Below are 26,548 nucleotides of genomic sequence, written 5' to 3'. Positions count from 1 at the left end.
GGTGTTCTGATGAAGAAATTAATCGTTTTTGCATTTATTGGTCTATTGTCGCAGTTAATAGACGGTTCGTTAGGTATGGCTTATGGGGTTACCTCAACTTCTTTGTTATTGGCGTTTGGCATCACACCTGCTGTGGCTTCGGCTTCTGTCCATTTAGCGGAAGTCGTAACGACTGCCGCATCGGGAGTGTCGCATATTAAATTTGGCAATGTTGACAAACAAACCGTTTATCAGCTTGTCATTCCCGGCTCTATAGGCGCTTTTTTAGGCGCGGCATTCCTCAGCCATTTACCTGGAGATGTAGCGAAACCCTATATTTCTTTGTTTTTGCTCCTTCTGGGCGGATATGTATTGATCAGGTTTTTATTTCAATATAAACCGGCTCTTGAGAAGAAGCATGTGCCGTTAAACCGAAAACAATCCATCCCATTGGGAGTGATCGCTGGTTTTGCAGATGCCACAGGCGGAGGCGGCTGGGGACCGGTGACCACTCCGATTTTATTATCCCGCAAAGGCTTGAGCCCGAGGAAAGTTGTCGGGACTGTAGACACAAGTGAATTTGCCATCGCCGTATCTGCAACTGCCGGTTTTCTTATTTCATTAGGATGGGAGGACGTCAATTGGCTATGGGTGTTTTCACTAATGGCCGGTGGAATTATTGCTGCCCCTATCGCAGCATGGCTGGTGCAGAAGTTTCATCCGCAATTGATGGGTGTGCTTGTAGGAGGATTTATTATTCTGGTAAATGCCAGAACATTAATAAATGAATGGATCGCAAACACAGCTGTTTATCCATTGATCTATACGGCCATAGGGGCGATATGGCTATCCGCAGTTTTATTTGTTTTATCTAAAATAGGGAATCGAAATATTGTTAAGACAGCGGTTGATGTCCATTTAAAAGAAAAATAAAGGTTTTTCCGCTTTACGATGTAAAAGGAATCACGAGGGCCTTGCGCTTGACTGGAACGAAATCAACGCTGTAAGAAGCCGGTCGGGCTTCTTTTTTATTTTCCAGCCTCATTGCGTATAAATCCTTTGAAACCTTATAATAAAAACAAGAAGACTGTCCTTAGAGGTGAAAGGCTTGGCAACGAAGCATGAACAAATTTTAACGTATATCGATTCACTGCCTGTCGGTGAAAAAATTTCTGTCCGAAGAATTGCAAAGGAAATGAAAGTAAGCGAAGGAACCGCGTACAGAGCGATCAAGGAAGCAGAGAATAAAGGGTTTGTCAGCACGATTGAACGTGTGGGCACAATCAGAATTGAACAAAAGAAAAAAGAGAACATTGAAAAGCTTACCTATGCAGAGGTTGTAAATGTTATAGACGGACAAGTGCTCGGAGGCAGGGCAGGGCTCCATAAGACCTTGAATAAATTCGTCATCGGCGCGATGGAGCTTGACGCGATGATGCGTTACACCGCAGCGGGGAATCTTTTGATTGTCGGAAACAGAATCAATGCACACAGGCAGGCGCTTGAAGCGGGCGCGGCCGTATTGGTGACCGGGGGCTTTAACACGGATGACAGCATTGTGCAGCTGGCGGATGAGCTTGAACTGCCGATTTTATCCACAAGCTATGATACCTTTACAGTTGCCGCGATGATTAACCGGGCAATATATGACCAGCTGATCAAAAAAGAAATTGTTTTGGTGGAGGACATCCTAACACCTGCTGACCGCACGGTATATCTTTCGCCTAAGGATAAACTTGAAAAATGGTATGAGAAAAATTTTGAAACGGGGCACGGCCGCTTCCCGGTTGTCGACGATCAAATGAAAATCCATGGCATTCTGACATCAAAAGATATTGCTGGCCATGACCGAAATGCATCTATAGAAAAAGTCATGACCAAAAATCCCGTCACGGTTATTGGGAAAACATCTGTCGCTTCAGCTGCGCAAATGATGGTATGGGAAGGGATCGAAGTGCTTCCCGTCACTGACGGCCACCAAAAACTCATCGGCATGATCAGCCGCCAAGACGTATTGAAAGCTCTTCAAATGATTCAAAAGCAGCCGCAGGTCGGGGAGAAGCTTGATGATATCGTTTCAAGGGGGTTTAAAGATGAGGGTGATGATAAAGAAGATCAAACGGTTTACGAGTATGAAGTCACGCCGCAAATGACAAATCAGCTTGGAACCATTTCTTATGGCGTATTTACGACTATTTTGACGCAAGCGGCAAACCGATTTTTGCGCTCGAAAAAACGCGGCGAACTCGTCATAGAGAGCATCACCATCTTCTTTTTGAAGCCTGTGCAGATGGAATCAGTCATCGAAGTCAAACCTCGCATCTTGGAGGCCGGCAGAAAGTTTGGGAAAATGGAAGTGGAAGTGCACAGCCAAGGTCATATCGTGTCTAAAGCGATGCTGATGGTTCAGCTGATGGAAAGAAGCTAAGGGACGTTCAGGCGCCCCTTACGCGTGATCTCTTTCAGCTTCTTTGGCGTGAAGGGGATTGTAATGCCTGAAGGCTTTATAACCTGCCCAAGCGCTTCCTGCTCCTATGACGATAAAGATACCACCGATTACTAACGTTAATACTGAATGGAATAATATCATTTGGTTAAGCCCGTAGAACAGGACTAGTGACCCTAAGGCCATGCTTGATTTTGCTGAACATATTTCTTTTGCCAAAGATGGCTTTGCCCGTACGCCTTTTACTTTATAGTACACATAAAAGCAGGCTGAAAGCCCAATCAAAAAAACAAGAACCAGCATAAATGAAATCCTCCATCGTAAAAGTTTACAAACCCATTTTATACAAAAACGGGCTTGGTTTTGACGTTATTTTTCTTTTCCGTCGGCAGAGAATGTGATTTAATGAATAAAAACAATAAAGGAGTATCAAATGAAAACAGAATTGATCAGAACCATATCATTATATGACACGATTATCTTACATAGACATGTGCGTCCTGATCCGGATGCCTACGGATCACAGTGCGGGCTTACGGAAATCCTGCGTGAAACATATCCTGAAAAAAATATTTTTGCGGTCGGCACGCCTGAACCGTCCCTCTCTTTCTTATATTCCCTCGATGAGGTGGACAATGAAACATATGAAGGCGCACTTGTCATTGTCTGCGATACGGCAAATCAGGAAAGAATCGACGATCAGCGTTATCCTTCAGGCGCCAAACTAATGAAAATCGACCACCATCCGAACGAAGATCCATACGGTGACCTTCTCTGGGTCGATACAAGCGCCAGCTCAGTAAGTGAAATGATTTACGAGCTGTATTTAGAAGGAAAAGAGCACGGCTGGAAGCTGAATACGAAAGCGGCAGAGCTGATCTACGCCGGCATTGTTGGAGATACCGGACGCTTTTTATTTCCGAATACCACGGAAAAAACATTAAAATATGCAGGCGAGCTCATTCAGTATCCATTCTCTTCCTCAGAGTTATTTAATCAATTGTATGAAACAAAACTGAATGTGGTGAAGCTTAACGGCTTTATCTTTCAAAATGTGTCTTTGTCCGAAAACGGGGCGGCTTCTGTTTTCATCAAAAAGGATACGCTTGAAAAATTCGGCACAACGGCTTCTGAAGCGTCGCAGCTTGTCGGGACGCTTGGCAATATCTCAGGTATTCGCGCCTGGGTGTTTTTCGTAGAAGAAGACGATCAAATCAGAGTCAGATTCCGTTCGAAGGGGCCTGTCATTAACGGACTTGCCCGGAAATATAACGGCGGAGGGCATCCGTTAGCTTCAGGCGCCTCTATTTACAGCTGGGATGAAGCTGATCGGATTTTAGCTGATCTGGAAACATTATGTAAAGAACACGAGTAGAGGGGAGACCCTCTCTCTTAGTGTTCATCTGTGACGGGGATGAACCAGCAGCCGAAATCAGTAAGGTCCTCGTAGACTTGGAGATTGTGTGATTGAAGTTCTTTTTTGATGAGGGAAGCGAGTGAGTTTGTTTCGGCATATGCAGAAAAACCTTGTCTGAGACGGGCTGCTTGATCTTTTGCTAACTGACGGTCACTGTAAACCTCCATTTCCCTTCCTCCTTCCTTTCGCCATTAAGCCTCACATATAGTTTATAAAAAAGAATGGGAAAAAGCGACAGAAGTTTGGAGAATTTGAAAAAAATCCATAATTATGTGGCGAAAGATATTTCAAGTTCCACTGTCAGCCTCGTATAAATAATCAATTCTCTGACGGTTGCCTCGTATTTTTTCTCATTGATCATATAGACTTTATTTTCAATTGTCCGCTTCAAGAGATCCTTTGTTTGATAGACGCTCTCTATGTCTTTTGTAATCACCTCTGAAATATCATCCTTTACATGCTCCTCGAATTTCGTTTTATCCGGCTGTGATATTTTATATTTATCCCCATTCAGCAATTTGACGCTGACGCTTTGAATCAGCAGTTTTCTTTTATTATCTTCATTCAGTTTATGGAGGTCTTCCTGATAGATCGAAATTTGATTGTTCAAGTCTTTTACATGCTCTTTTTGCTTTTCGATGAGGCTGACCTGCTCCTCTTGGAATGTTCCGTAAGTAAACAGGAAAAAGAACCAGCTGATTACGGCCCCGCACATCATTCCCGCGAAAAAACGCTGCCATCCCGGTTTTTTGTAATGCTGGGGGACCCTCATGAAGAAAGATGCTCCTGGGTCAGCCATGATATAATAAGCCAGCCGCTTTGCGCGCCTCCCATGGCCGAAATAATTAAAAGAAGCTGTTTAAAGATATCTCTCGTATTGCCTTCGAGTATGCCGCGTTCAAAGCTGTATACCGCATCAAAGGTGCCTCCGATAGCTGCGACAAGCGCCCATATTTTTAACCGGTTGGCAAGCTTTGTAATGGCTGTAAGCGGGGGTTCGCCTGCCAAGTATGCTCCGAGCCCTCCAATGAGTGCGCCTCCGATCAGCACCCCTAACGCAATGAAGTAGCTATTGATAAAATTCACCATAAATCCTGCTTCCTGATCCATCTTTATCACCTCACCTTTTATATCATATTGAGCTTTCAGGACAAGTATGATGATGAGTCAAAAAAGAACATTTGTTTCTTTTGGAAACCGGCCTTATAATGAAGGAAGAAATGGATCGTAATGAGAAAGAGGTGATAGCATGTCTTTTGTTCACCTGCAAGTGCATAGCGGGTACAGCCTGCTAAACAGCGCCGCGGCTGTGGAAGAGCTCGTCAGTGAAGCTGACAGGCTCGGATATGCGTCTTTGGCGCTGACAGATGATCATGTCATGTACGGAGCTATTCAATTTTATAAAGCTTGCAAGGCGAGAGGGATCAACCCAATAATCGGTTTGACGGCTTCTGTTTTTACGGATGACAGCGAGCTTGAAGCATACCCGCTCGTCCTGCTGGCAAAATCAAATACAGGCTATCAAAACCTGCTGAAAATCAGCAGCGTTCTGCAATCTAAATCAAAAGGCGGACTGAAGCCGAAATGGCTTCACAGTTATCGAGAAGGGATTATCGCAATAACGCCCGGCGAAAAAGGATATATTGAAACGCTTCTTGAAGGAGGGCTGTTCGAACAGGCTGCTCAAGCCTCGCTGGAATTTCAGTCTATATTCGGAAAGGGAGCTTTTTATTTCTCCTATCAGCCTTTTAAAGGGAATCAAGTCTTGTCTGAGCAGATTCTAAAGCTGTCAGAAGAAACGGGTATCCCTGTTACGGCCACAGGCGATGTGCATTACATAAGGAAGGAAGATAAGGCTGCCTACCGTTGTTTGAAAGCGATTAAAGCGGGGGAAAAACTGACGGATGCACCCGCTGAAGATTTGCCTGATCTCGATTTGAAACCACTCGTAGAAATGCAAAACATTTATCGAGAGCATCCCGAGGCACTGCAAGCTTCTGTAGAGATCGCGGAACAATGCCGGGTTGACGTCAGTCTCGGGCAGACCCGTCTACCGTCTTTTCCGACCCCAGACGGAACGTCCGCTGATGATTATTTAACGGATATCTGTATGGAGGGGCTCCGCAGCCGTTTCGGCAAGGCTGATGAACGATACCTTCGCCGTCTTCAATATGAGCTTGATGTCATCAAGCGGATGAAGTTCAGCGATTACTTTCTGATCGTGTGGGATTTTATGAAGCACGCCCATGAAAAAGGGATTGTTACAGGACCGGGAAGGGGTTCTGCGGCAGGTTCTCTTGTGGCATATGTGCTGTATATCACAGATGTTGACCCGATTAAGCATCACCTTCTGTTTGAAAGATTTTTAAATCCCGAACGCGTCAGCATGCCGGATATTGATATTGACTTTCCTGATACTAGAAGGGATGAAGTCATTCAATATGTTCAGCAGAAATACGGTGCAATGCACGTCGCACAGATTATCACCTTTGGAACACTTGCGGCAAAGGCGGCGCTCCGGGACGTCGGCAGAGTATTCGGCGTCAGCCCGAAGGAGGCAGATCAGCTTGCAAAACTCATTCCTTCAAGACCGGGAATGACGCTGGATGAAGCGAGACAGCAGTCACCGCAGCTGGATAAGCGGCTTCGGGAGTCAAGCCTGCTTCAGCAAGTCTATTCAATTGCCCGGAAAATAGAAGGGCTGCCAAGGCATGCATCAACCCACGCAGCGGGCGTTGTCCTGAGTGAAGAACCGTTAACAGATGTTGTTCCGCTGCAAGAAGGGCATGAAGGGATCTATTTAACGCAATACGCGATGGACCATCTTGAAGACTTGGGCCTTTTAAAAATGGATTTCTTAGGTTTGAGGAACCTGACACTTATTGAATCCATCACTTCAATGATTGAAAAAGAAGAAAATATTAAAATAGATCTTTCAAGTATTTCCTACAGCGATGACAAAACGTTCTCCTTGCTGTCAAAAGGGGATACGACAGGCATTTTCCAGCTTGAATCTGCAGGGATGAGAAGCGTCTTGAAACGGCTGAAACCTTCAGGCCTAGAAGATATTGTGGCGGTCAATGCACTGTACCGGCCGGGTCCGATGGAAAATATTCCGTTATTTATCGACCGTAAACACGGCCGGGCGCCTGTTCACTATCCTCATGAAGATTTAAGGAGCATTTTGGAAGATACATATGGCGTCATTGTGTATCAGGAACAAATTATGATGATTGCTTCCCGTATGGCGGGGTTTTCTTTAGGCGAAGCAGACCTATTGAGAAGGGCGGTCAGCAAAAAGAAAAAAGAAATCCTGGACAGAGAGCGAAGCCATTTTGTTGAAGGGTGCTTAAAAAAGGAGTATTCTGTAGACACTGCAAATGAGGTCTACGATTTAATCGTCAAATTCGCAAACTATGGCTTTAACCGAAGCCATGCGGTGGCATACAGCATGATCGGGTGCCAGCTTGCGTATTTGAAAGCTCATTATCCGTTATATTTTATGTGCGGATTGCTGACAAGCGTCATTGGCAATGAGGATAAAATCTCTCAATATCTTTACGAAGCAAAGGGGAGCGGGATTCGTATCCTTCCTCCGTCAGTGAATAAAAGCAGTTTTCCGTTTACAGTTGAAAACGGATCTGTCAGATACAGCCTCCGCGCGATAAAAAGTGTAGGCGTCTCAGCAGTCAAAGATATATATAAAGCAAGAAAAGAGAAACCATTTGAAGATCTTTTCGATTTCTGCTTTCGGGTGCCGTCAAAAAGCGTAAATCGCAAAATGCTTGAAGCACTTATCTTTTCTGGTGCGATGGACGAATTCGGCCAAAACCGGGCCACGCTGCTCGCATCCATTGATGTTGCTTTGGAACATGCTGAGCTATTCGCCGCGGACGATGACCAAATGGGATTGTTTTTAGATGAATCGTTTTCAATTAAGCCGAAGTATGTGGAAACGGAAGAGCTTCCGCTAGTGGATTTACTTGCATTTGAAAAGGAAACGCTCGGCATTTATTTTTCAAATCATCCGCTCTCCGCCTTCCGAAAACAGCTCACTGCGCATGGAGCAGTCTCCATTCTGCAGGCTCAGCGGGCAGTCAAAAGGCAGCTTTCACTAGGCGTTCTGCTGTCGAAGATCAAAACGATTCGGACGAAAACAGGTCAAAACATGGCGTTTTTAACGCTCAGTGATGAAACCGGCGAGATGGAAGCCGTAGTCTTCCCTGAACAATTCAGACAGCTTTCACCCGTTTTAAGAGAAGGCGCTCTTTTGTTCACAGCGGGGAAATGCGAAGTAAGACAAGATAAGATTCAATTCATCATGTCCCGGGCAGAATTATTAGAAAATATGGATGCAGAAAAAGCGCCATCGGTTTATATAAAAATAGAAAGCAGTCAGCACAGCCAGGAGATCCTGGCAAAGATTAAGCGCATTTTGCTGGAGCATAAAGGGGAAACAGGCGTTTATCTCTATTATGAAAGGCAAAAACAGACGATTAAGCTACCTGAGTCGTTCCATATCAATGCAGATCACCAGGTGTTATATCGCTTAAAAGAGCTGTTGGGTCAAAAAAACGTCGTTTTAAAACAGTGGTAACGATTCGCTTTTTGTTATACAATTGGAGCAATTATGTGATCCTGTTTAAATATTCAGATAGATTTACTCCGCAGAATGCAGCAATCAACGCAGCAGTATACGAATCAAAAAATATCCATAAGGAGTGTTTAGGAGAATGTCATTAAGAGAAGAAGCATTACACCTGCATAAAGTCAACCAGGGGAAACTGGAGTCTAAATCAAAAGTAGAGGTCAGAAATGCGAAAGATTTAAGCCTCGCGTATTCTCCGGGTGTTGCAGAACCGTGTAAGGATATTCATGAAGACATTAACAAAGTATATGATTATACAATGAAGGGGAACATGGTAGCAGTTGTAACTGACGGTACAGCTGTGCTTGGCCTTGGAAACATCGGCCCTGAAGCGGCGCTTCCTGTTATGGAAGGGAAAGCTGTTCTTTTCAAAAGCTTTGCGGGCGTAGATGCGTTCCCGATTGCTTTAAACACAAACGATGTTGATAAAATCGTTGAAACTGTAAAATTGCTGGAACCGACATTTGGCGGCGTCAACCTTGAAGATATTGCAGCGCCAAACTGCTTTATCATTGAAGAGCGCCTCAAAAAAGAAACAAACATCCCGGTTTTCCATGATGATCAGCACGGTACTGCCATTGTAACCGTAGCAGGTCTTGTGAACGCGCTGAAACTGTCTGGAAAATCCATGTCATCCATTAAAGTTGTCGCAAACGGCGCGGGTGCGGCTGGCATTGCGATTATCAAGCTTCTTCATCATTATGGCGTTCGCGACATTGTGATGTGCGATTCCAAAGGGGCCATTTATGAAGGGCGCCCGAACGGCATGAACGATGTCAAAAATGAAGTGGCGAAGTTCACGAACCAAGATCGCAAAGACGGTTCTCTGAAAGATGTCATCGTTGATGCTGACGTATTTATCGGTGTCTCTGTAGCAGGCGCGTTAACAAAAGAAATGGTTCAAAGCATGGCAAAAGATCCAATTATCTTTGCAATGGCAAATCCAAATCCGGAAATCATGCCGGAAGATGCGCGTGAAGCCGGAGCAAGCGTTATCGGAACTGGCCGTTCTGATTTCCCGAACCAAGTAAACAATGTTCTTGCATTCCCTGGTATTTTCCGCGGAGCGCTTGATGTGCGTGCCACTCATATTAACGAGGAAATGAAAATCGCAGCGGTTGAAGCCATTGCTTCACTGGTTTCAGAAGATGAGCTTAGCGCAGACTATGTCATCCCTGCACCGTTTGATAAACGTGTTGCGCCTGCTGTTGCGAAGGCTGTGGCAAAAGCTGCGATGGAAACAGGTGTTGCAAGAATCACTGTTGACCCTGAGGAAGTCGCAGAAAAAACAAGAAAACTTACGATTATTGGTGAATAATTAATTCATTCCAAAAATGGCAGCGCGTTGGCGGAGACCGGCGCGCTGTTCTCAAGTTAAACTGACGGCTGAAATTTTTTTAGGGGGTTAGCCTTAAAAAAATTTCAGCCGGGTTTAACATTATTTTTGAATGCGCTGTCAACCTTGTCGTTTCAACACCTTATCTGATTTCATACAAGCCTTTCCGAGCACGTCATCGAATAAAAAGTTGTCGAATTGAGGATGACAGCGTTTGACAAAAAAAGTACAATAGTTTCGGTAAAGTTATTAGCAAGTCTATCTGTTTGATGACATGCGGTGAAGAGAACCCTTCACAAAAGGGAGGTAATCATTTGTTAAAGGATATATTCACGAAAAAGAAAAAGTATGCTTCCGTACCATCTGATCAAGCGAAGCACGATGTTCCGGAAGGCATTATGACAAAATGTCCTAAGTGTAAAAAAATCATGCTCACTAAAGAGTTGGATAAAAATATGCGGGTATGCATGAACTGCGATTATCATTTCCCAATGAACGCAAAACAGCGTATCGAAAGCTTGATGGATGAACAATCCTTTGAGGAATTCAATCAGGGAATGCTCTCGGAAAATCCACTTGGTTTCCCGGGATATCTGGAAAAGCTTGAAAAAGATCGCGAGAAAACATCCTTAAACGAGGCTGTTGTGACAGGCAAGGGCACCATCGGCGGACACCCGGCTGTTGTCGCCGTCATGGACTCTTCATTCAGAATGGGCAGCATGGGTTCAGTCGTCGGTGAAAAAATCACGCTTGCGATTGAAAAAGCAAAAACTGATAAAGTTCCGTTTATTATTTTTACGGCTTCAGGCGGTGCTAGAATGCAGGAAGGCGTATTAAGTTTGATGCAGATGGCTAAGACAAGCTCTGCGTTAAAACTGTTCAGTGAAGAACAGGGTCTTATTATTTCAGTAATGACGCATCCGACTACCGGAGGCGTATCAGCAAGCTTTGCATCCCTTGGCGATTACAATTTCGCTGAGCCTGGCGCGCTGATCGGTTTTGCCGGAAGACGGATTATTGAACAGACAATAGGAGAAAAACTGCCTGAGGACTTCCAAACGGCTGAATTTTTATTAAAACATGGACAGCTTGATGCGGTTATTCATCGCGACGATATGAAAAAAACGTTAGAAAATCTGCTGGATATGCATCAAACAGGAGGTGACATTGAGTGGCTCCAAGATTAGAATTTGAAAAACCGGTGATTGAACTGCAATCCAAAATCGCCGAACTAAAAAAATTCACCCAAGATTCCGATATGGATCTAAGTGCGGAAATCGAACGGCTTGAAGACCGTCTCGCTAAGCTTCAGGATGATATTTACAAAAATCTGAAGCCATGGGACCGGGTTCAAATTGCGCGTCTGGCGGACCGTCCGACAACTCTTGATTATATCGAACACCTGTTTACCGACTTTTTTGAATGTCACGGAGACAGAGCGTACGGGGACGATGAAGCCATTGTTGGCGGGATTGCGAAGTTCCACGGCCTCCCTGTAACGGTAATCGGGCATCAGCGCGGCAAAGACACGAAGGAAAACCTAGTCCGCAATTTTGGGATGCCGCATCCTGAAGGCTACAGAAAAGCGCTTCGTCTGATGAAACAGGCTGACAAATTTAACAGACCGATTATCTGTTTTATTGATACGAAGGGGGCATACCCTGGACGAGCAGCTGAAGAAAGAGGTCAAAGTGAAGCTATTGCCAAAAACCTGTTTGAGATGGCCGGCCTTCGAGTGCCTGTTATCTGCATCGTCATCGGTGAAGGCGGAAGCGGCGGAGCCCTTGGTCTGGGTGTAGGCAATCACTTGCATATGCTGGAAAACTCTACTTATTCTGTTATTTCTCCGGAAGGTGCCGCGGCACTTTTATGGAAGGACTCCAGTCTTGCTAAAAAAGCAGCAGAAACAATGAAAATCACTGCGCCGGATTTAAAAGAATTAGGTATTATAGATCATATGATTAAAGAAGTAAAAGGCGGAGCGCACCATGATGTGAAGCTGCAGGCAAGCTATATGGACGAAACCCTTAAACAATCGTTAAAAACTTTGCTGAAGCTGAGCGAAGAAGAATTAGTTCAGCAGCGCTATGAAAAATATAAAGCAATTGGCAAAGTCTCGGTTGAAGATCAATATATCGGGGTAAACTAAATAAACGTGAAGCCTTTGGCTCACGTTTATTTTTTGTGACATTCCTTAAATTTTATTTAAAAACAATTTATTTAATTGTATAATAGGTAAGGTTTCATAGGGAGGATGGAGATCCCTTTTCATTGTTTTTAGGGCAATGATCATGTTATGTTTAATCATATATGTTGCTGAGGTGAATGGAGAATGAAACGTATAGGGGTATTAACGAGCGGCGGGGATTCCCCGGGAATGAACGCAGCAGTTCGCGCAGTAGTCAGAAAGGCGATCTATCATGACGTTGAAGTTTACGGTATTTACAACGGATACGCGGGATTGATCAGCGGAAAGATTGAAAAGCTTGAACTCGGATCAGTAGGCGATATTATACATCGTGGAGGAACTAAGCTTTATACGGCAAGGTGTCCTGAATTCAAAACAGTTGAAGGCCGTGAAAAAGGGATAGAAAACTTGAAGAAGCTTGGTATTGAAGGCCTTGTTGTTATCGGCGGAGACGGTTCATATATGGGTGCGAAAAAATTAACGGAACACGGGTTTCCATGTGTAGGTGTACCGGGTACAATCGATAATGACATTCCGGGCACTGATTTTACAATCGGTTTCGATACAGCTTTAAATACAGTAATTGACGCAATTGATAAGATTCGCGATACAGCGACTTCTCATGAACGTACATATGTAATCGAAGTAATGGGCCGTCATGCCGGCGATATTGCATTGTGGGCCGGTCTTGCAGGGGGCGCGGAATCGATCTTAATCCCTGAGGCAGACTATGACATGCACGAAATCATTGCTCGCTTAAAACGCGGCCACGAACGCGGCAAGAAACACAGTATTATTATTGTTGCCGAAGGTGTAGGCAGCGGTGTTGAATTCGGGAAACGCATCGAAGAAGAAACAAACCTTGAAACTAGGGTATCTGTATTGGGCCATATCCAGCGCGGAGGTTCTCCGAGTGCTGCTGACCGTGTGTTAGCAAGCCGTCTCGGCGCATATGCAGTTGAACTGCTGCTTGAAGGAAAAGGCGGACGCTGTGTAGGTATACAAAACAATAAGCTTGTAGACCATGATATTATAGAAATACTGGAGACAAAACACACAGTTGAGCAAAACATGTATCAGCTTTCAAAAGAACTGTCTATCTAATGTACAGCTGAAGGCTGAAGATTTCAGAAGGAAGTGAACCAAATGAGAAAAACTAAAATTGTTTGTACCATCGGTCCGGCAAGTGAAAGTATTGAAATGCTTACGAAATTAATGGAGTCAGGAATGAACGTGGCTCGATTAAACTTTTCTCACGGAGATTTTGAGGAGCACGGTGCAAGAATTAAAAATATCCGCGAAGCAAGCAAAAAACTTGGCAAGAACGTTGGTATTCTGCTTGATACAAAAGGTCCTGAAATCCGCACACATACAATGGAAAACGGCGGTATTGAGCTTGAAACAGGCAAAGAGCTCATTATTTCAATGGACGAGGTTGTAGGAACAACAGATAAAATTTCAGTGACATATGAAGGTTTAGTCCATGACGTTGAACAAGGTTCAACGATTCTGTTAGATGACGGCCTTATCGGTCTTGAGGTACTTGATGTAGATGCCGCTAAACGCGAAATCAAAACAAGAGTATTAAACAACGGAACACTCAAAAATAAAAAAGGTGTTAACGTACCGGGCGTAAGTGTCAATCTTCCGGGTATTACTGAAAAGGATGCGCGAGACATCGTTTTCGGTATTGAGCAAGGAGTAGACTTCATCGCACCATCTTTCATTCGACGTTCTACGGATGTGCTCGAAATCCGTGAGCTTCTTGAAGAGCACAACGCTCAGGATATTCAAATCATCCCTAAAATCGAAAACCAAGAGGGCGTTGACAACATCGATGCGATTCTCGAAGTGTCTGACGGCTTAATGGTTGCACGCGGAGACTTAGGTGTGGAAATTCCAGCTGAAGAAGTGCCGCTTGTGCAAAAAGAACTGATCAAAAAATGCAACGCGCTGGGCAAACCTGTTATTACAGCAACACAAATGCTTGACAGCATGCAGCGCAACCCGCGTCCGACTCGTGCGGAAGCAAGTGACGTTGCAAACGCGATCTTCGACGGAACAGATGCGATCATGCTTTCTGGTGAAACTGCTGCCGGAAGCTATCCGGTTGAAGCAGTTCAAACAATGCATAACATCGCGTCCCGTTCTGAAGAAGCTTTAAATTATAAAGAAATTCTCTCAAAACGCAGAGATCAAGTGGGCATGACAATTACAGACGCAATTGGACAATCTGTCGCGCATACGGCGATTAACCTGAATGCTGCTGCGATTGTAACGCCGACAGAAAGCGGCCATACAGCACGTATGATTGCAAAATACCGTCCGCAGGCTCCGATTGTTGCGGTTACTGTAAATGACTCTATTTCCAGAAAGCTTGCCCTCGTATCTGGCGTATTCGCAGAAAGCGGCCAAAATGCGAGCTCAACAGATGAGATGCTTGAGGATGCTGTCCAAAAATCATTGAACAGCGGAATTGTAAAACACGGCGATCTTATCGTTATTACAGCAGGCACTGTCGGTGAGTCCGGCACTACAAACTTAATGAAGGTTCATACTGTCGGCGATATCATCGCTAAAGGGCAAGGCATTGGACGCAAATCAGCTTACGGTCCGGTTGTCGTTGCACAAAATGCAAAAGAAGCTGAGCAAAAAATGACGGACGGTGCGGTACTTGTTACCAAAAGCACTGACCGTGATATGATTGCATCCCTTGAAAAAGCGTCTGCTCTTATTACAGAAGAAGGCGGCTTGACTAGCCATGCTGCGGTAGTCGGATTAAGCCTTGGCATCCCGGTTATCGTGGGTCTGGAAAATGCGACATCTATTTTGACAGATGGCCAGGATATTACAGTTGACGCTTCCAGAGGCGCAGTCTATCAAGGCCGTGCGAGCGTTCTTTAATTACAGGTGAAAACGGAAGGGGAATCCCTTCCGTTTCTCTTTATCATGCCTTTTGTTGAACAGAACGTGTTACACGTGTGGGGGGCTTGGATATGAGATTTTTGTTTTTGCTTTTTATTGTGTTTCCGGCAATAGAAATCGGCATATTCCTGTTTTTAGGCAAGCTGATTGGCATTTTGCCGACAGTTTTATTCATGATTCTGACGGGCATTATCGGCGCAGCAGCTGCAAAAAAACAAGGAACCGAAGTGTATTATAAGGTTCAGCGTGATCTTCAATATGGCAAAATGCCGGGGGAAGCGATTGCTGACGGTCTGTGCATTTTCATCGGCGGTCTATTGCTGATGCTTCCGGGCTTTTTATCAGATTTGGCCGGCGCCTGTCTTCTTATCCCATTTACCCGCGGCTGGTGTAAGCCGATTCTGTTCAAATGGCTGAGAGGAATGTCGAAGAATAAGCGGATCATCATCAAATAAAAAACGGCAGCCATGAAAAAACGGCTGCCGTTTTATTTTTGCTGAACGGTGATATAGGACCATATTTCTTTTAATGCGCCTGTTGTGATGAAAGCTTGGATGATGACGAGTACAGCCGGTCCCGCAATCAGTCCTAAAAACCCGAATAATTTAAAGCCGGCAAACAGGGCGATGAGCGTTGCCAGCGGATCGATCCCGATAGATTTACTTAGTATCTTGGGCTCTGTCAGCTGCCGCTGAATAAGAACGACGAGGTACAGGATACCAATTCCGATCGCTTGGGGCAGCTGGCCCGTAATCGATAAATACAAAATCCAGGGCACAAATACGGAGCCGGCACCTAAGTAAGGGAGAAGATCTACAAGCCCGATTAAAAAAGCAATTGTTGCGGCGTGTTCAACCTTTAAGAGAGAAAGGCCGATAAATACAATCACCATCGTGATGAAAACGAGGACGGCTTGTGCTTTGATAAAACCAGTCATTGCTTTTTTTAATTCGCTGCTGATCGCTTTGCTGTTAGCTGTCACACGATCCGGCAGAATTAAAACAAGCATGGCTTTCAGCTTATGCCAATCTTTTGTCATAAAAAAGGTTGCCAGAAGAGAAAAAATCAGAACCGCCGCCGTATTGGGAAGAAGAGCGAAAAATCTCGGGATCATCTCTAGAATGTGGGACAGCAGGAGCCCGGCATTTTTAGCGGCAGAATCACCGAGTGTCTGGATATGAGTGACGATGGAAGCCTGCTGGTTCGTTTCCAATTCTTGAAACAAAAGAGTTAACTCGTTATAGAGCGGCTGAATATGAGTTGTAAACAATTTTTCGCAATATGAAATAAACGTGCTGATATGCGGAGGCAGCGTTTTTGCTAGATAGGCTGTTCCCGTTACGATTTCGGCTACCAGAATGGTGAGCACACCGAAGGCTGCGAGCAGAAAAAAAGCAAGAACGCCCAGAACATTTATCGTTCGGGGGAATCCTGTCACTTTGTCCAAATAATCGACAACAGGATGAATCACTGATGAAAGAATAAGGGCGATCAGGAACGGATAAGTTAACGGAAACGAATAATAGGCCGCAGCTATCGACCCTGCGGTCATTGATATGACAAAGAGGGTTCTGAAAAAAATAGTGATATAAGATTGATTCACGAAAACGGTCCTCCTCTCGTCAGCATGTCCTATTTTTTATATGTATTCACGCTGTTGCTGAATATGAATACATTCATCTTAAAGGAGGGATGGCATGTGTTTACACAAGCGAATTTATTTTTAATTTTACTCTTGGCCATCGCACTTATCGCAAAAAACCAATCATTGCTCTTTGCTGTATCCGTCCTTTTGATCATCAAAATCGTTGGACTTGATCAGAAATTATTTCCGACCATCCAGTCAAAAGGCATTAACTGGGGTGTGACCATTATTACCATCGCCGTTCTTGTCCCGATTGCCACGGGAGAAATCGGATTTAAGCAGCTTGGAGAAGCAATGCGGTCTTCCTACGCATGGATCGCCCTTGGAGCGGGGATCGCAGTGGCGCTGATTGCAAAAAACGGCCTGACCCTGCTTGAAAATGATCCGCATATTACAACTGCTCTCGTGATCGGGACCATTCTTGCAGTCGCGCTTTTTGGTGGAGTTGCGGTGGGACCGCTGATCGGAGCGGGGATTGCTTATTTAGCCATGCAGATCGTAAAACTGTTCACTTCATAAAAAAAAGCGGCCTTAAAGCCGCTTTTTTTTGTATGCAAAAACCCGCAAATAAAGGCGTTTTTTCGGGGAAATCACAGAATGAAAAAAAAAATTATAGGTAAACATTTAACAAATGTCTGATTATTGTTTATAATGAGAATAGGCTTAAACTTAAATAAGCTTATAAGAATTTGTTATGTTCTTTCATAAGCAAAGGGTTTTAGTACCAGCAGCCAGTAAAATGTAAGCATTTTCTTTTTGGGGGAGAGAAATACTTGCATCGTGCTTTTTAAGTAAGCCTCATGTTTTTACAACACTCTTAAAGGGGAAATTTATTGAAAAGGAGATGTTATATATGACAGCGACACGCGGTCTTGAAGGGGTTGTAGCAACAACATCATCTGTTAGTTCTATTATTGATGATACCCTTACATATGTGGGGTATGATATCGATGATTTGACAGAGAATGCAAGTTTTGAAGAAATCATCTACTTGCTTTGGCATCTAAGGCTGCCAAACAAAAAAGAGCTTGAAGAGTTAAAGCAGCAGCTTGCAAAGGAAGCTGCCGTTCCGCAAGAAATTATTGAGCACTTCAAATCTTATTCCCTCGAAAATGTTCATCCCATGGCTGCTCTTCGGACAGCAATTTCATTACTAGGCCTGCTAGACAGCGAGGCTGATACCATGAACCCGGAAGCCAACTACAGAAAGGCGATCCGCCTTCAGGCAAAGGTGCCTGGCCTGGTTGCAGCGTTTTCCAGAATTCGCAAGGGTCTTGAGCCTGTTGAACCGAGAGAAGATTACGGTATTGCGGAGAATTTTCTTTACACATTAAACGGTGAAGAGCCTTCACCAATTGAAGTTGAAGCCTTCAACAAAGCATTGATTTTACATGCTGACCATGAGCTGAACGCGTCAACGTTCACAGCGAGGGTCTGCGTCGCAACACTTTCTGACATCTATTCAGGCATTACTGCAGCAATCGGCGCGCTGAAAGGGCCTCTTCACGGCGGAGCGAATGAAGGCGTTATGAAAATGCTGACAGAAATCGGTGAAGTGGAAAACGCTGAGCCGTACATCCGCGCTAAACTTGAAAAGAAAGAAAAAATCATGGGATTCGGCCACCGTGTGTATAAGCATGGTGATCCGCGCGCGAAGCATCTGAAAGAAATGAGCAAGCGCCTGACCAACCTGACAGGCGAAAGCAAATGGTATGAGATGTCGATTCTTATAGAAGACATCGTCACATCAGAGAAAAAGCTTCCGCCTAACGTTGATTTCTATTCGGCTTCTGTATATCACAGCCTCGGTATTGACCATGATTTGTTTACACCGATTTTTGCTGTAAGCAGAATGTCCGGCTGGCTCGCTCATATTCTTGAGCAGTATGACAACAACCGTCTGATCCGCCCGCGTGCAGATTACACAGGCCCTGACAAACAAAAATTCGTTCCGATTGAAGAAAGAGCCTAAAGAACCATTGGAGGCTGGCTTGCGTCAATGAGGTTAGCCTCTTGTTCAGAACATCAAAATTGGGTTACACTTTAAATTGAATGTTGGGAAAAATCATTTTGTTTTCTATTTAAGAAAAATAAAATGTTTTCTAAATATGAATTACATACTGGGAGGTTTTTATTGTGGCACAAGGTGAAAAAATTACAGTCTCTAACGGAGTATTAAACGTACCAAACAACCCGATTATCCCATTTATCGAAGGAGACGGAACCGGTCCTGATATTTGGAACGCGGCTTCGAAGGTTTTGGAAGCAGCAGTAGAAAAAGCATACAAAGGCGAAAAGAAAATTACATGGAAAGAAGTTTACGCCGGAGAAAAGGCTTATAATAAAACAGGTGAGTGGCTCCCTGCTGAAACATTAGATGTGATCCGCGAATATTTCATCGCGATTAAAGGCCCGTTAACGACACCTGTCGGCGGCGGTATCCGTTCTTTGAACGTAGCGCTCAGACAAGAGCTTGACCTATTCGTCTGCTTAAGACCTGTAAGATACTTTACTGGAGTGCCGTCACCGGTAAAACGCCCTGAAGATACTGATATGGTCATCTTCCGTGAAAATACAGAAGATATTTACGCAGGCATCGAGTATGCAAAAGGCTCTGAAGAAGTGCAAAAGCTTATCAGCTTCCTTCAAAATGAGTTAAACGTCAACAAAATCCGTTTCCCTGAGACATCAGGTATCGGCATTAAGCCTGTTTCAGAAGAAGGAACAAGCCGCTTGGTCAGAGCTGCCATTGATTATGCGATCGAGCATGGCCGCAAATCTGTAACGCTTGTTCACAAAGGAAACATCATGAAGTTCACAGAAGGCGCCTTCAAAAACTGGGGCTATGAACTTGCTGAAAAAGAATACGGAGATAAAGTCTTCACATGGGCTCAATATGACCGAATTGCTGAAGAAGAAGGAAAAGACGCTGCCAACAAAGCGCAAAGCGAAGCGGAAGCAGCAGGAAAAATCATTATCAAAGACAGCATTGCTGACATTTTCCTTCAGCAGATCTTAACGCGTCCAAACGAGTTTGATGTCGTTGCGACAATGAACTTGAACGGAGATTACATTTCTGATGCTCTTGCTGCGCAAGTCGGCGGAATCGGCATTGCTCCTGGAGCGAACATCAACTACGAAACAGGACATGCGATTTTCGAGGCGACGCACGGAACAGCTCCTAAATATGCAGGCCTTGATAAAGTAAACCCATCTTCGGTTATTCTTTCAGGCGTTCTGCTTCTTGAGCATTTAGGATGGAACGAAGCGGCTGATTTGGTTATCAAATCTATGGAAAAAACAATCGCTTCTAAAGTCGTAACTTACGATTTTGCTAGATTAATGGACGGGGCGACTGAAGTGAAATGTTCAGAGTTCGGAGAAGAACTGATCAAAAACATGGACTAAGCAAGGAAAAAGCCTAAAACTAGCCATAAAGGAGAAGAGAGACATGGGAAATACTCGTAAAAAAGTTTCTGTTATCGGAGCAGGTTTTACCGGAGCTACAACTGCATTTTTAATCGCTCAAAAAGAGCTGGCAGACGTTGTTCTTGTTGACATTCCGCAATTGGAGAACCCGACAAAGGGAAAAGCGCTTGATATGCTTGAAGCAAGCCCGGTTCAAGGCTTTGACGCAAAAATTACGGGAACATCCAATTACGAGGATACAGCTGGCTCTGACATTGTTGTCATTACAGCCGGTATCGCAAGAAAACCTGGTATGAGCAGAGATGATCTGGTCTCTACAAACGAAAAGATTATGAGAAGCGTTACGCGGGAAATCGTGAAATATTCTCCTGACTCTATTATTGTGGTGCTGACAAATCCTGTTGATGCAATGACATACGCGGTGTACAAAGAATCAGGCTTCCCTAAAGAGCGTGTAATCGGCCAGTCCGGTGTGCTTGATACGGCAAGATTCAGAACATTTGTGGCAGAGGAATTAAACCTGTCAGTGAAAGATGTGACTGGTTTCGTACTCGGCGGACACGGTGACGATATGGTGCCGCTTGTGCGTTATTCTTATGCTGGCGGTATCCCGCTTGAAACTCTTATTCCGAAAGAACGGATTGACGCAATTGTGGAGCGCACTAGAAAAGGCGGAGGCGAAATCGTGAATCTTCTTGGAAACGGAAGCGCGTATTATGCGCCTGCGGCTTCTCTGACAGAAATGGTCGAAGCGATCTTGAAAGATCAGCGCCGCGTCCTTCCTACAATTGCTTATCTTGAAGGGGAATACGGCTATGAAGGCATCTACCTTGGTGTTCCTACAATTGTAGGCGGCAACGGTCTTGAGCAAATCATTGAACTTGAACTGACAGACTATGAAAGAGCGCAGCTGAATAAATCAGTTGAATCTGTCAAAAATGTCATGAAAGTATTATCCTAATAAAAAGAGAGAAAGGCTTGCTTAATACAGCCTTTCTCTTTTTACTATAAATGAAAGCGTTATCATGCACATCTATATTTCTTTTAAAAATGATGTAAAAGGCGAATTGTCGGAATGTCCTGCTTTCGCTAAAATAAAATCATGAAACATGTTAAGATGACATAAAATAGAGAAATAGGATGTCGGGGAATTATAATACTGGAGGCACAGCATGAACAAGAAAATTTTAGTTGTGGATGATGAAGAATCTATTGTTACTCTTTTACAGTACAATTTGGAACGGTCAGGCTATGATGTCATTACCGCCTCGGATGGGGAAGAAGCACTCAAAAAAGCGGAAACAGAGAAGCCTGATTTGATTGTGCTTGATGTGATGCTTCCAAAATTGGACGGAATCGAAGTATGCAAGCAGCTGAGACAGCAAAAACTGATGTTTCCCATTTTAATGCTGACAGCGAAGGATGAGGAATTCGACAAAGTATTAGGGCTTGAGCTCGGTGCTGATGATTATATGACCAAGCCGTTCAGTCCAAGGGAAGTAAATGCGAGAGTAAAAGCGATTTTAAGGCGTTCGGAAATGGCTGCGCCCTCTAGTGAGATGAAGAATGATGAAATGGAAGGCCAGATCGTAATTGGCGATCTGAAAATCCTGCCTGATCATTATGAAGCGTACTTTAAAGAAAGTCAGCTTGAACTGACACCGAAAGAATTCGAACTGCTGCTCTATTTAGGCAGACATAAAGGCAGAGTTCTGACGAGAGACCTGTTGCTGAGCGCAGTCTGGAATTATGATTTTGCCGGAGATACGAGAATTGTTGATGTGCACATCAGCCATCTTCGCGACAAAATTGAAAACAATACCAAAAAACCGATCTACATTAAAACGATTAGGGGATTGGGGTATAAACTGGAGGAGCCAAAAATGAATGAATAAATACCGTGTGCGCCTTTTTTCTGTATTCGTTGTCTGTATGATTCTGGTGTTTTGTGTCCTCGGGCTGTTTTTACAGCAGCTTTTTGAAACATCTGATCAAAGGAAAGCAGAGGAACACATTGAAAAAGAAGCAAAATACTTGGCTTCGCTTCTTGATGCCGGCAATCTGAATGATCAAGCAAATGAGAAAATCATTAAAGATGCAGGCGGCGCGCTTGATGTGAGCGCATCCGTTATCGATACAGACGGCAAGGTGCTGTATGGGTCAAACGGGAGAGCGGCTGATTCCCAAAAGGTGCAGGCGCTTGTTTCTGGCCATGAGGGGATTCTGTCAACAACAGATAACAAGCTTTATTACGGACTTTCACTTAGAAGCGAAGGTGAAAAAACAGGATATGTGCTGCTTTCCGCCTCTGGAAAAAGCGACGGCTTAAAAGGCGAATTGTGGGGGATGCTGACGGCCAGTCTTTGTACCGCATTTATCGTCATTGTTTATTTTTATTCCAGCATGACCTCACGTTATAAAAGGTCAATTGAGTCAGCCACAAATGTAGCCACAGAACTCTCTAAGGGCAACTACGATGCACGGACATACGGCGGCTATATTAGGCGTTCTGATAAGCTAGGACATGCGATGAACAGCCTTGCCATTGATCTGATGGAAATGACGCGAACGCAGGAAATGCAGCGGGATCGGCTGCTGACAGTCATTGAAAACATTGGCTCCGGGCTGATTATGATCGACGGAAGAGGCTTTATTAATCTCGTAAACAGGTCTTACGCCAAGCAGTTTCATATCAATCCGAATCATATGCTGCGCCGTCTTTATCACGATGCATTTGAACATGAAGAAGTGATCCAGCTTGTCGAAGACATTTTTATGACGGAGACAAAGAAATGCAAGCTGTTAAGACTGCCGATCAAAATAGAACGGCGTTATTTTGAAGTGGACGGCGTTCCGATTATGGGGCCGGACGATGAATGGAAAGGAATTGTGCTTGTTTTCCATGACATGACGGAAACAAAGAAATTAGAGCAGATGAGGAAGGATTTTGTGGCCAATGTTTCTCATGAGCTGAAAACGCCGATTACGTCCATAAAAGGGTTTACGGAGACGTTATTGGACGGGGCGATGGAGGATAAAGAGGCGCTTTCTGAATTTCTCTCTATTATTCTTAAGGAAAGCGAAAGGCTTCAGTCTTTGGTTCAGGATTTGCTCGATCTCTCAAAAATCGAGCAGCAAAATTTCACGCTCAGTATCGAAACGTTTGATCCGGCCAAAATGCTTGGTGAGATTGAAACGCTTCTGAAGCATAAGGCGGATGAGAAAGGCATCTCCTTGCAACTGAATGTCCCGAAAGACCCTCAATATGTATCTGGTGACCCGTACAGGCTGAAACAGGTATTTCTTAATCTCGTAAACAATGCGTTAACCTACACGCCTGAGGGGGGCTCCGTGGCTATCAATGTAAAGCCCAGAGAAAAAGACATTCAGATTGAGGTTGCCGATTCTGGAATCGGAATTCAGAAAGAAGAAATTCCGCGCATCTTTGAACGCTTTTACCGCGTAGATAAAGACAGAAGCAGGAATTCGGGCGGAACAGGGCTGGGCCTTGCGATTGTCAAGCATTTAATAGAGGCTCATGAAGGGAAAATTGATGTCACAAGCGAGCCTGGACGGGGAACTGTCTTTACCGTGACGCTGAAACGGGCCGCTGAAAAGTCCGCCTAATGTTTACAAAGGTTTAACAATATCTTCATGCACTGTTAAACCTATGCTGGTAGGATGTAGTAGAACCCCTTCATCCAAGGAGCCAATTTTGACGGCGGGAACCTATTTGTGTTCCCGTCCTTTTTTGTGTCTTCTCTTATAGTTCACGTATTTTCCTTTCAAATTGAACTTTGTTAAAATAAGAGGAGCTAATGACTATGTAAGAGATGAATGGAAGCCTGAGGCTTCTTAGGAGGAAATTGAATGACGGAACGAAAAAAATTAGTGCTTGTAGACGGAAACAGTCTGGCTTACCGGGCGTTTTTTGCATTGCCGCTGTTAAGCAATGATAAAGGTGTTCATACGAATGCTGTATACGGCTTTGCGATGATTTTGATGAAAATGCTTGAGGATGAAAAACCGACGCACATGCTGGTTGCGTTTGATGCCGGGAAAACAACATTTCGTCACGGCACATTTAAAGAATATAAAGGCGGCAGACAGAAAACTCCGCCTGAGCTTTCCGAACAAATGCCGTTTATCCGCGAGCTGCTGGATGCCTACCAGATCAGCCGCTATGAACTGGAACAATATGAAGCGGATGATATTATCGGCACACTGGCCAAATCGGCTGAAAAAGACGGATTTGAAGTTAAGGTTTTCTCAGGGGATAAGGATTTAACCCAGCTGGCAACGGACAAAACGACAGTTGCCATTACGAGAAAGGGAATTACCGACGTTGAATTTTACACACCGGAGCATGTCAAAGAGAAATATGGGCTTACGCCTGAACAAATCATTGACATGAAGGGTCTGATGGGCGATTCCTCAGATAATATTCCGGGTGTGCCCGGCGTCGGAGAAAAGACTGCGATTAAGCTTTTAAAACAATTTGATTCCGTTGAAAAGCTGCTGGAGTCCATTGACGAGGTGAGCGGAAAGAAATTGAAAGAAAAGCTTGAGGAGTTTAAGGATCAAGCATTGATGAGCAAGGAGCTTGCGACAATTATGACAGATGCTCCGATTGAGGTATCTGTTTCCGCTCTGGAATATCAAGGCTTTAATCGTGAACAGGTCATTGCCATCTTTAAAGATCTTGGCTTCAACACGCTTCTTGAACGGCTTGGAGAAGACAGTGCAGAAGCAGAACAGGATCAATCGTTGGAAGACATTAATGTCAAAACAGTCACAGACGTGACAAGCGATATATTGGTTTCTCCATCCGCATTTGTCGTTGAACAGATTGGCGATAATTATCATGAAGAGCCGATTCTCGGATTTTCGATCGTAAATGAAACGGGAGCTTATTTCATTCCGAAAGACATTGCCGTTGAGTCTGAGGTGTTTAAAGAATGGGTGGAAAATGACGATCAGAAGAAATGGGTCTTCGACAGCAAGCGGGCTGTTGTCGCTTTGCGCTGGCAGGGCATTGAGCTGAAAGGAGCCGAGTTTGATACGCTCCTTGCGGCTTATATCATCAACCCGGGCAATTCATATGACGACGTTGCGAGTGTGGCTAAGGATTACGGCCTGCATATCGTTTCAAGTGATGAATCAGTTTATGGAAAAGGAGCAAAACGAGCAGTGCCGTCAGAAGACGTACTGTCTGAGCACCTTGGCCGAAAAGCGTTAGCGATTCAAAGCCTTCGGGAAAAGCTCGTTCAGGAGCTGGAAAACAACGACCAGCTTGAACTGTTTGAAGAGCTGGAAATGCCTCTTGCGCTTATTCTCGGCGAAATGGAATCAACTGGCGTCAAGGTCGATGTTGACCGTTTAAAACGGATGGGTGAAGAACTGGGTGCGAAGCTGAAGGAATATGAAGAAAAAATCCATGAGATTGCGGGAGAGCCGTTTAACATCAATTCTCCGAAACAGCTAGGCGTCATCTTATTTGAAAAGATCGGTCTTCCTGTCGTAAAGAAAACGAAAACAGGCTATTCTACGTCTGCCGATGTGCTTGAAAAGCTGGCTGACAAGCATGATATTGTCGACTATATTTTACAGTACAGACAAATTGGCAAGCTTCAATCAACATATATCGAAGGGCTTTTAAAGGTGACGAGACCGGATTCGCATAAAGTGCACACGCGATTTAACCAAGCCTTAACGCAAACTGGCCGTCTCAGCTCGACTGATCCGAACCTGCAAAACATTCCGATCAGGCTTGAGGAAGGGCGGAAAATTCGCCAAGCTTTTGTGCCGTCTGAAAAAGACTGGCTCATTTTTGCAGCCGATTATTCACAAATCGAGCTGCGGGTGCTTGCCCATATTTCAAAGGATGAAAATCTGATCGAAGCTTTTACAAATGATATGGATATTCACACGAAAACGGCAATGGATGTGTTCCATGTCGCTAAGGATGAAGTGACATCTGCGATGAGACGCCAGGCGAAAGCGGTCAACTTTGGCATTGTTTACGGGATCAGCGATTACGGTCTGTCACAGAACCTCGGCATTACTCGGAAGGAAGCGGGAGCATTTATCGACCGCTATCTGGAAAGCTTCCAAGGCGTAAAAGCGTACATGGAAGATTCAGTACAGGAAGCGAAGCAAAAAGGATACGTAACAACGCTTATGCATCGCCGCCGCTACATCCCTGAGCTGACGAGCCGGAACTTTAATATCCGAAGTTTTGCGGAGCGGACGGCCATGAATACGCCGATTCAAGGAAGCGCCGCTGATATTATCAAAAAAGCCATGATTGACATGGCTGCCAAGCTGAAAGAAAAACAGTTGAAAGCAAGGCTTCTGCTTCAAGTACACGATGAATTGATTTTTGAGGCACCACAGGAAGAAATTGGAATTCTTGAAAAACTTGTTCCTGAAGTGATGGAGCATGCGCTTGCATTAGATGTGCCGTTAAAGGTGGACTTTGCATCAGGCCCATCTTGGTACGATGCGAAATAAACAGAGATAGGAAGTGATGGAT

Annotated in this window: 22 protein-coding genes; 17 read left to right on the top strand and 5 right to left on the bottom strand. The window is 44.4% G+C overall.

Features of this window, described 5'->3' with window-relative positions; translation table 11 throughout:
- Positions 1 to 9 precede the first annotated feature (9 nt).
- Positions 10 to 912 carry a sulfite exporter TauE/SafE family protein gene (locus tag AC0OMU_RS15220; RefSeq protein ID WP_015384356.1) on the top strand — a complete coding sequence of 301 codons (903 nt, stop codon included), beginning with the start codon at positions 10 to 12 and terminating at the stop codon, positions 910 to 912.
- Positions 913 to 1,087: 175 nt separating this feature from the next.
- Positions 1,088 to 2,407: a CBS domain-containing protein gene (locus tag AC0OMU_RS15215; RefSeq protein WP_004398641.1), complete on the top strand. Its 1,320-nt coding sequence runs from the start codon at positions 1,088 to 1,090 to the stop codon at positions 2,405 to 2,407.
- Positions 2,408 to 2,425: 18 nt separating this feature from the next.
- On the opposite strand, the gene AC0OMU_RS15210 is transcribed toward AC0OMU_RS15215, so the two are convergent.
- Positions 2,426 to 2,728: a YtpI family protein gene (locus tag AC0OMU_RS15210; RefSeq protein ID WP_003229401.1), complete on the bottom strand. Its 303-nt coding sequence runs from the start codon at positions 2,726 to 2,728 to the stop codon at positions 2,426 to 2,428.
- Positions 2,729 to 2,858: 130 nt separating this feature from the next.
- Between AC0OMU_RS15210 and nrnA the strand changes: the two genes are divergently transcribed.
- Complete coding sequence (nrnA, locus tag AC0OMU_RS15205) at positions 2,859 to 3,800, top strand: bifunctional oligoribonuclease/PAP phosphatase NrnA (RefSeq protein ID WP_004398971.1); 942 nt, start codon at positions 2,859 to 2,861, stop codon at positions 3,798 to 3,800.
- A gap of 17 nt (positions 3,801 to 3,817) precedes the next feature.
- Here nrnA and AC0OMU_RS15200 read toward each other — a convergent pair whose 3' ends face one another.
- The 3 genes from AC0OMU_RS15200 to ytrH form a co-directional block, all read right to left on the bottom strand.
- Positions 3,818 to 4,009, bottom strand: coding sequence for a YtzJ family protein (locus tag AC0OMU_RS15200; RefSeq protein WP_003229407.1), 192 nt, complete (start codon positions 4,007 to 4,009; stop codon positions 3,818 to 3,820).
- A 101-nt stretch (positions 4,010 to 4,110) separates the two neighbouring features.
- Positions 4,111 to 4,614 (bottom strand): sporulation membrane protein YtrI, encoded by a 504-nt coding sequence (gene ytrI / locus AC0OMU_RS15195; protein ID WP_003229408.1) that lies wholly within the window; start codon positions 4,612 to 4,614, stop codon positions 4,111 to 4,113.
- The gene (ytrH, locus tag AC0OMU_RS15190; RefSeq protein ID WP_003229410.1) at positions 4,611 to 4,952 is read right to left on the bottom strand and encodes a sporulation membrane protein YtrH; all 342 of its coding nucleotides are present in this window, start codon (positions 4,950 to 4,952) and stop codon (positions 4,611 to 4,613) included. Before ytrH ends, ytrI begins: the two co-directional genes overlap by 4 nt.
- 139 nt (positions 4,953 to 5,091) lie before the next feature.
- Between ytrH and dnaE the strand changes: the two genes are divergently transcribed.
- The 7 genes from dnaE to AC0OMU_RS15155 all read left to right on the top strand — a co-directional run bounded on the left by dnaE (position 5,092) and on the right by AC0OMU_RS15155 (position 15,394).
- Positions 5,092 to 8,439: a DNA polymerase III subunit alpha gene (dnaE, locus tag AC0OMU_RS15185; RefSeq protein WP_327830630.1), complete on the top strand. Its 3,348-nt coding sequence runs from the start codon at positions 5,092 to 5,094 to the stop codon at positions 8,437 to 8,439.
- 136 nt (positions 8,440 to 8,575) lie between these two features.
- Positions 8,576 to 9,808, top strand: coding sequence for an NADP-dependent malic enzyme (ystJ, locus tag AC0OMU_RS15180; RefSeq protein WP_014664951.1), 1,233 nt, complete (start codon positions 8,576 to 8,578; stop codon positions 9,806 to 9,808).
- Positions 9,809 to 10,140: 332 nt separating this feature from the next.
- The gene (gene accD, locus AC0OMU_RS15175) at positions 10,141 to 11,013 is read left to right on the top strand and encodes an acetyl-CoA carboxylase, carboxyltransferase subunit beta (protein WP_474241269.1); all 873 of its coding nucleotides are present in this window, start codon (positions 10,141 to 10,143) and stop codon (positions 11,011 to 11,013) included.
- The gene (accA, locus tag AC0OMU_RS15170) at positions 10,998 to 11,975 is read left to right on the top strand and encodes an acetyl-CoA carboxylase carboxyl transferase subunit alpha (RefSeq protein ID WP_015384352.1); all 978 of its coding nucleotides are present in this window, start codon (positions 10,998 to 11,000) and stop codon (positions 11,973 to 11,975) included. The genes accD and accA overlap by 16 nt, the downstream gene beginning before the upstream one ends.
- A gap of 183 nt (positions 11,976 to 12,158) precedes the next feature.
- Positions 12,159 to 13,118, top strand: coding sequence for a 6-phosphofructokinase (gene pfkA, locus AC0OMU_RS15165; protein WP_003237788.1), 960 nt, complete (start codon positions 12,159 to 12,161; stop codon positions 13,116 to 13,118).
- 42 nt (positions 13,119 to 13,160) lie between these two features.
- Positions 13,161 to 14,918 (top strand): pyruvate kinase, encoded by a 1,758-nt coding sequence (gene pyk / locus AC0OMU_RS15160; RefSeq protein ID WP_474241268.1) that lies wholly within the window; start codon positions 13,161 to 13,163, stop codon positions 14,916 to 14,918.
- A gap of 92 nt (positions 14,919 to 15,010) precedes the next feature.
- Complete coding sequence (locus AC0OMU_RS15155) at positions 15,011 to 15,394, top strand: FxsA family protein (RefSeq protein WP_015251477.1); 384 nt, start codon at positions 15,011 to 15,013, stop codon at positions 15,392 to 15,394.
- A gap of 32 nt (positions 15,395 to 15,426) precedes the next feature.
- Here AC0OMU_RS15155 and ytvI read toward each other — a convergent pair whose 3' ends face one another.
- Complete coding sequence (gene ytvI / locus AC0OMU_RS15150; RefSeq protein WP_004399115.1) at positions 15,427 to 16,542, bottom strand: sporulation integral membrane protein YtvI; 1,116 nt, start codon at positions 16,540 to 16,542, stop codon at positions 15,427 to 15,429.
- 96 nt (positions 16,543 to 16,638) lie between these two features.
- On the opposite strand from ytvI, the gene AC0OMU_RS15145 reads away from it, so the two are divergent.
- From AC0OMU_RS15145 to polA, 7 genes are all read left to right on the top strand, one after another.
- Entirely contained in the window at positions 16,639 to 17,103 is a 465-nt protein-coding gene (locus AC0OMU_RS15145) for a DUF441 domain-containing protein (RefSeq protein WP_004398695.1), read from the top strand.
- A 334-nt stretch (positions 17,104 to 17,437) separates the two neighbouring features.
- Entirely contained in the window at positions 17,438 to 18,556 is a 1,119-nt protein-coding gene (citZ, locus tag AC0OMU_RS15140) for a citrate synthase (protein ID WP_015483552.1), read from the top strand.
- 164 nt (positions 18,557 to 18,720) lie between these two features.
- The gene (gene icd, locus AC0OMU_RS15135; protein WP_014477637.1) at positions 18,721 to 19,992 is read left to right on the top strand and encodes an NADP-dependent isocitrate dehydrogenase; all 1,272 of its coding nucleotides are present in this window, start codon (positions 18,721 to 18,723) and stop codon (positions 19,990 to 19,992) included.
- Between the two features lie 43 nt (positions 19,993 to 20,035).
- On the top strand, positions 20,036 to 20,974 hold the full coding sequence (gene mdh / locus AC0OMU_RS15130; protein ID WP_003237775.1) for a malate dehydrogenase: 939 nt from the start codon (positions 20,036 to 20,038) through the stop codon (positions 20,972 to 20,974).
- Between the two features lie 211 nt (positions 20,975 to 21,185).
- Complete coding sequence (phoP, locus tag AC0OMU_RS15125) at positions 21,186 to 21,908, top strand: two-component system response regulator PhoP (protein WP_014477634.1); 723 nt, start codon at positions 21,186 to 21,188, stop codon at positions 21,906 to 21,908.
- On the top strand, positions 21,901 to 23,640 hold the full coding sequence (gene phoR / locus AC0OMU_RS15120) for a sensory box histidine kinase PhoR (RefSeq protein WP_015483551.1): 1,740 nt from the start codon (positions 21,901 to 21,903) through the stop codon (positions 23,638 to 23,640). The genes phoP and phoR overlap by 8 nt, the downstream gene beginning before the upstream one ends.
- Positions 23,641 to 23,883: 243 nt before the next feature.
- The gene (polA, locus tag AC0OMU_RS15115) at positions 23,884 to 26,526 is read left to right on the top strand and encodes a DNA polymerase I (protein WP_251218134.1); all 2,643 of its coding nucleotides are present in this window, start codon (positions 23,884 to 23,886) and stop codon (positions 26,524 to 26,526) included.
- Positions 26,527 to 26,548: the final 22 nt, after the last annotated feature.

It is taken from the genome of Bacillus sp. FAU18, from assembly GCF_056033885.1.
Note: the sequence above shows the minus strand (reverse complement) of the source record. Positions and strands in the feature narration are given on the sequence as shown.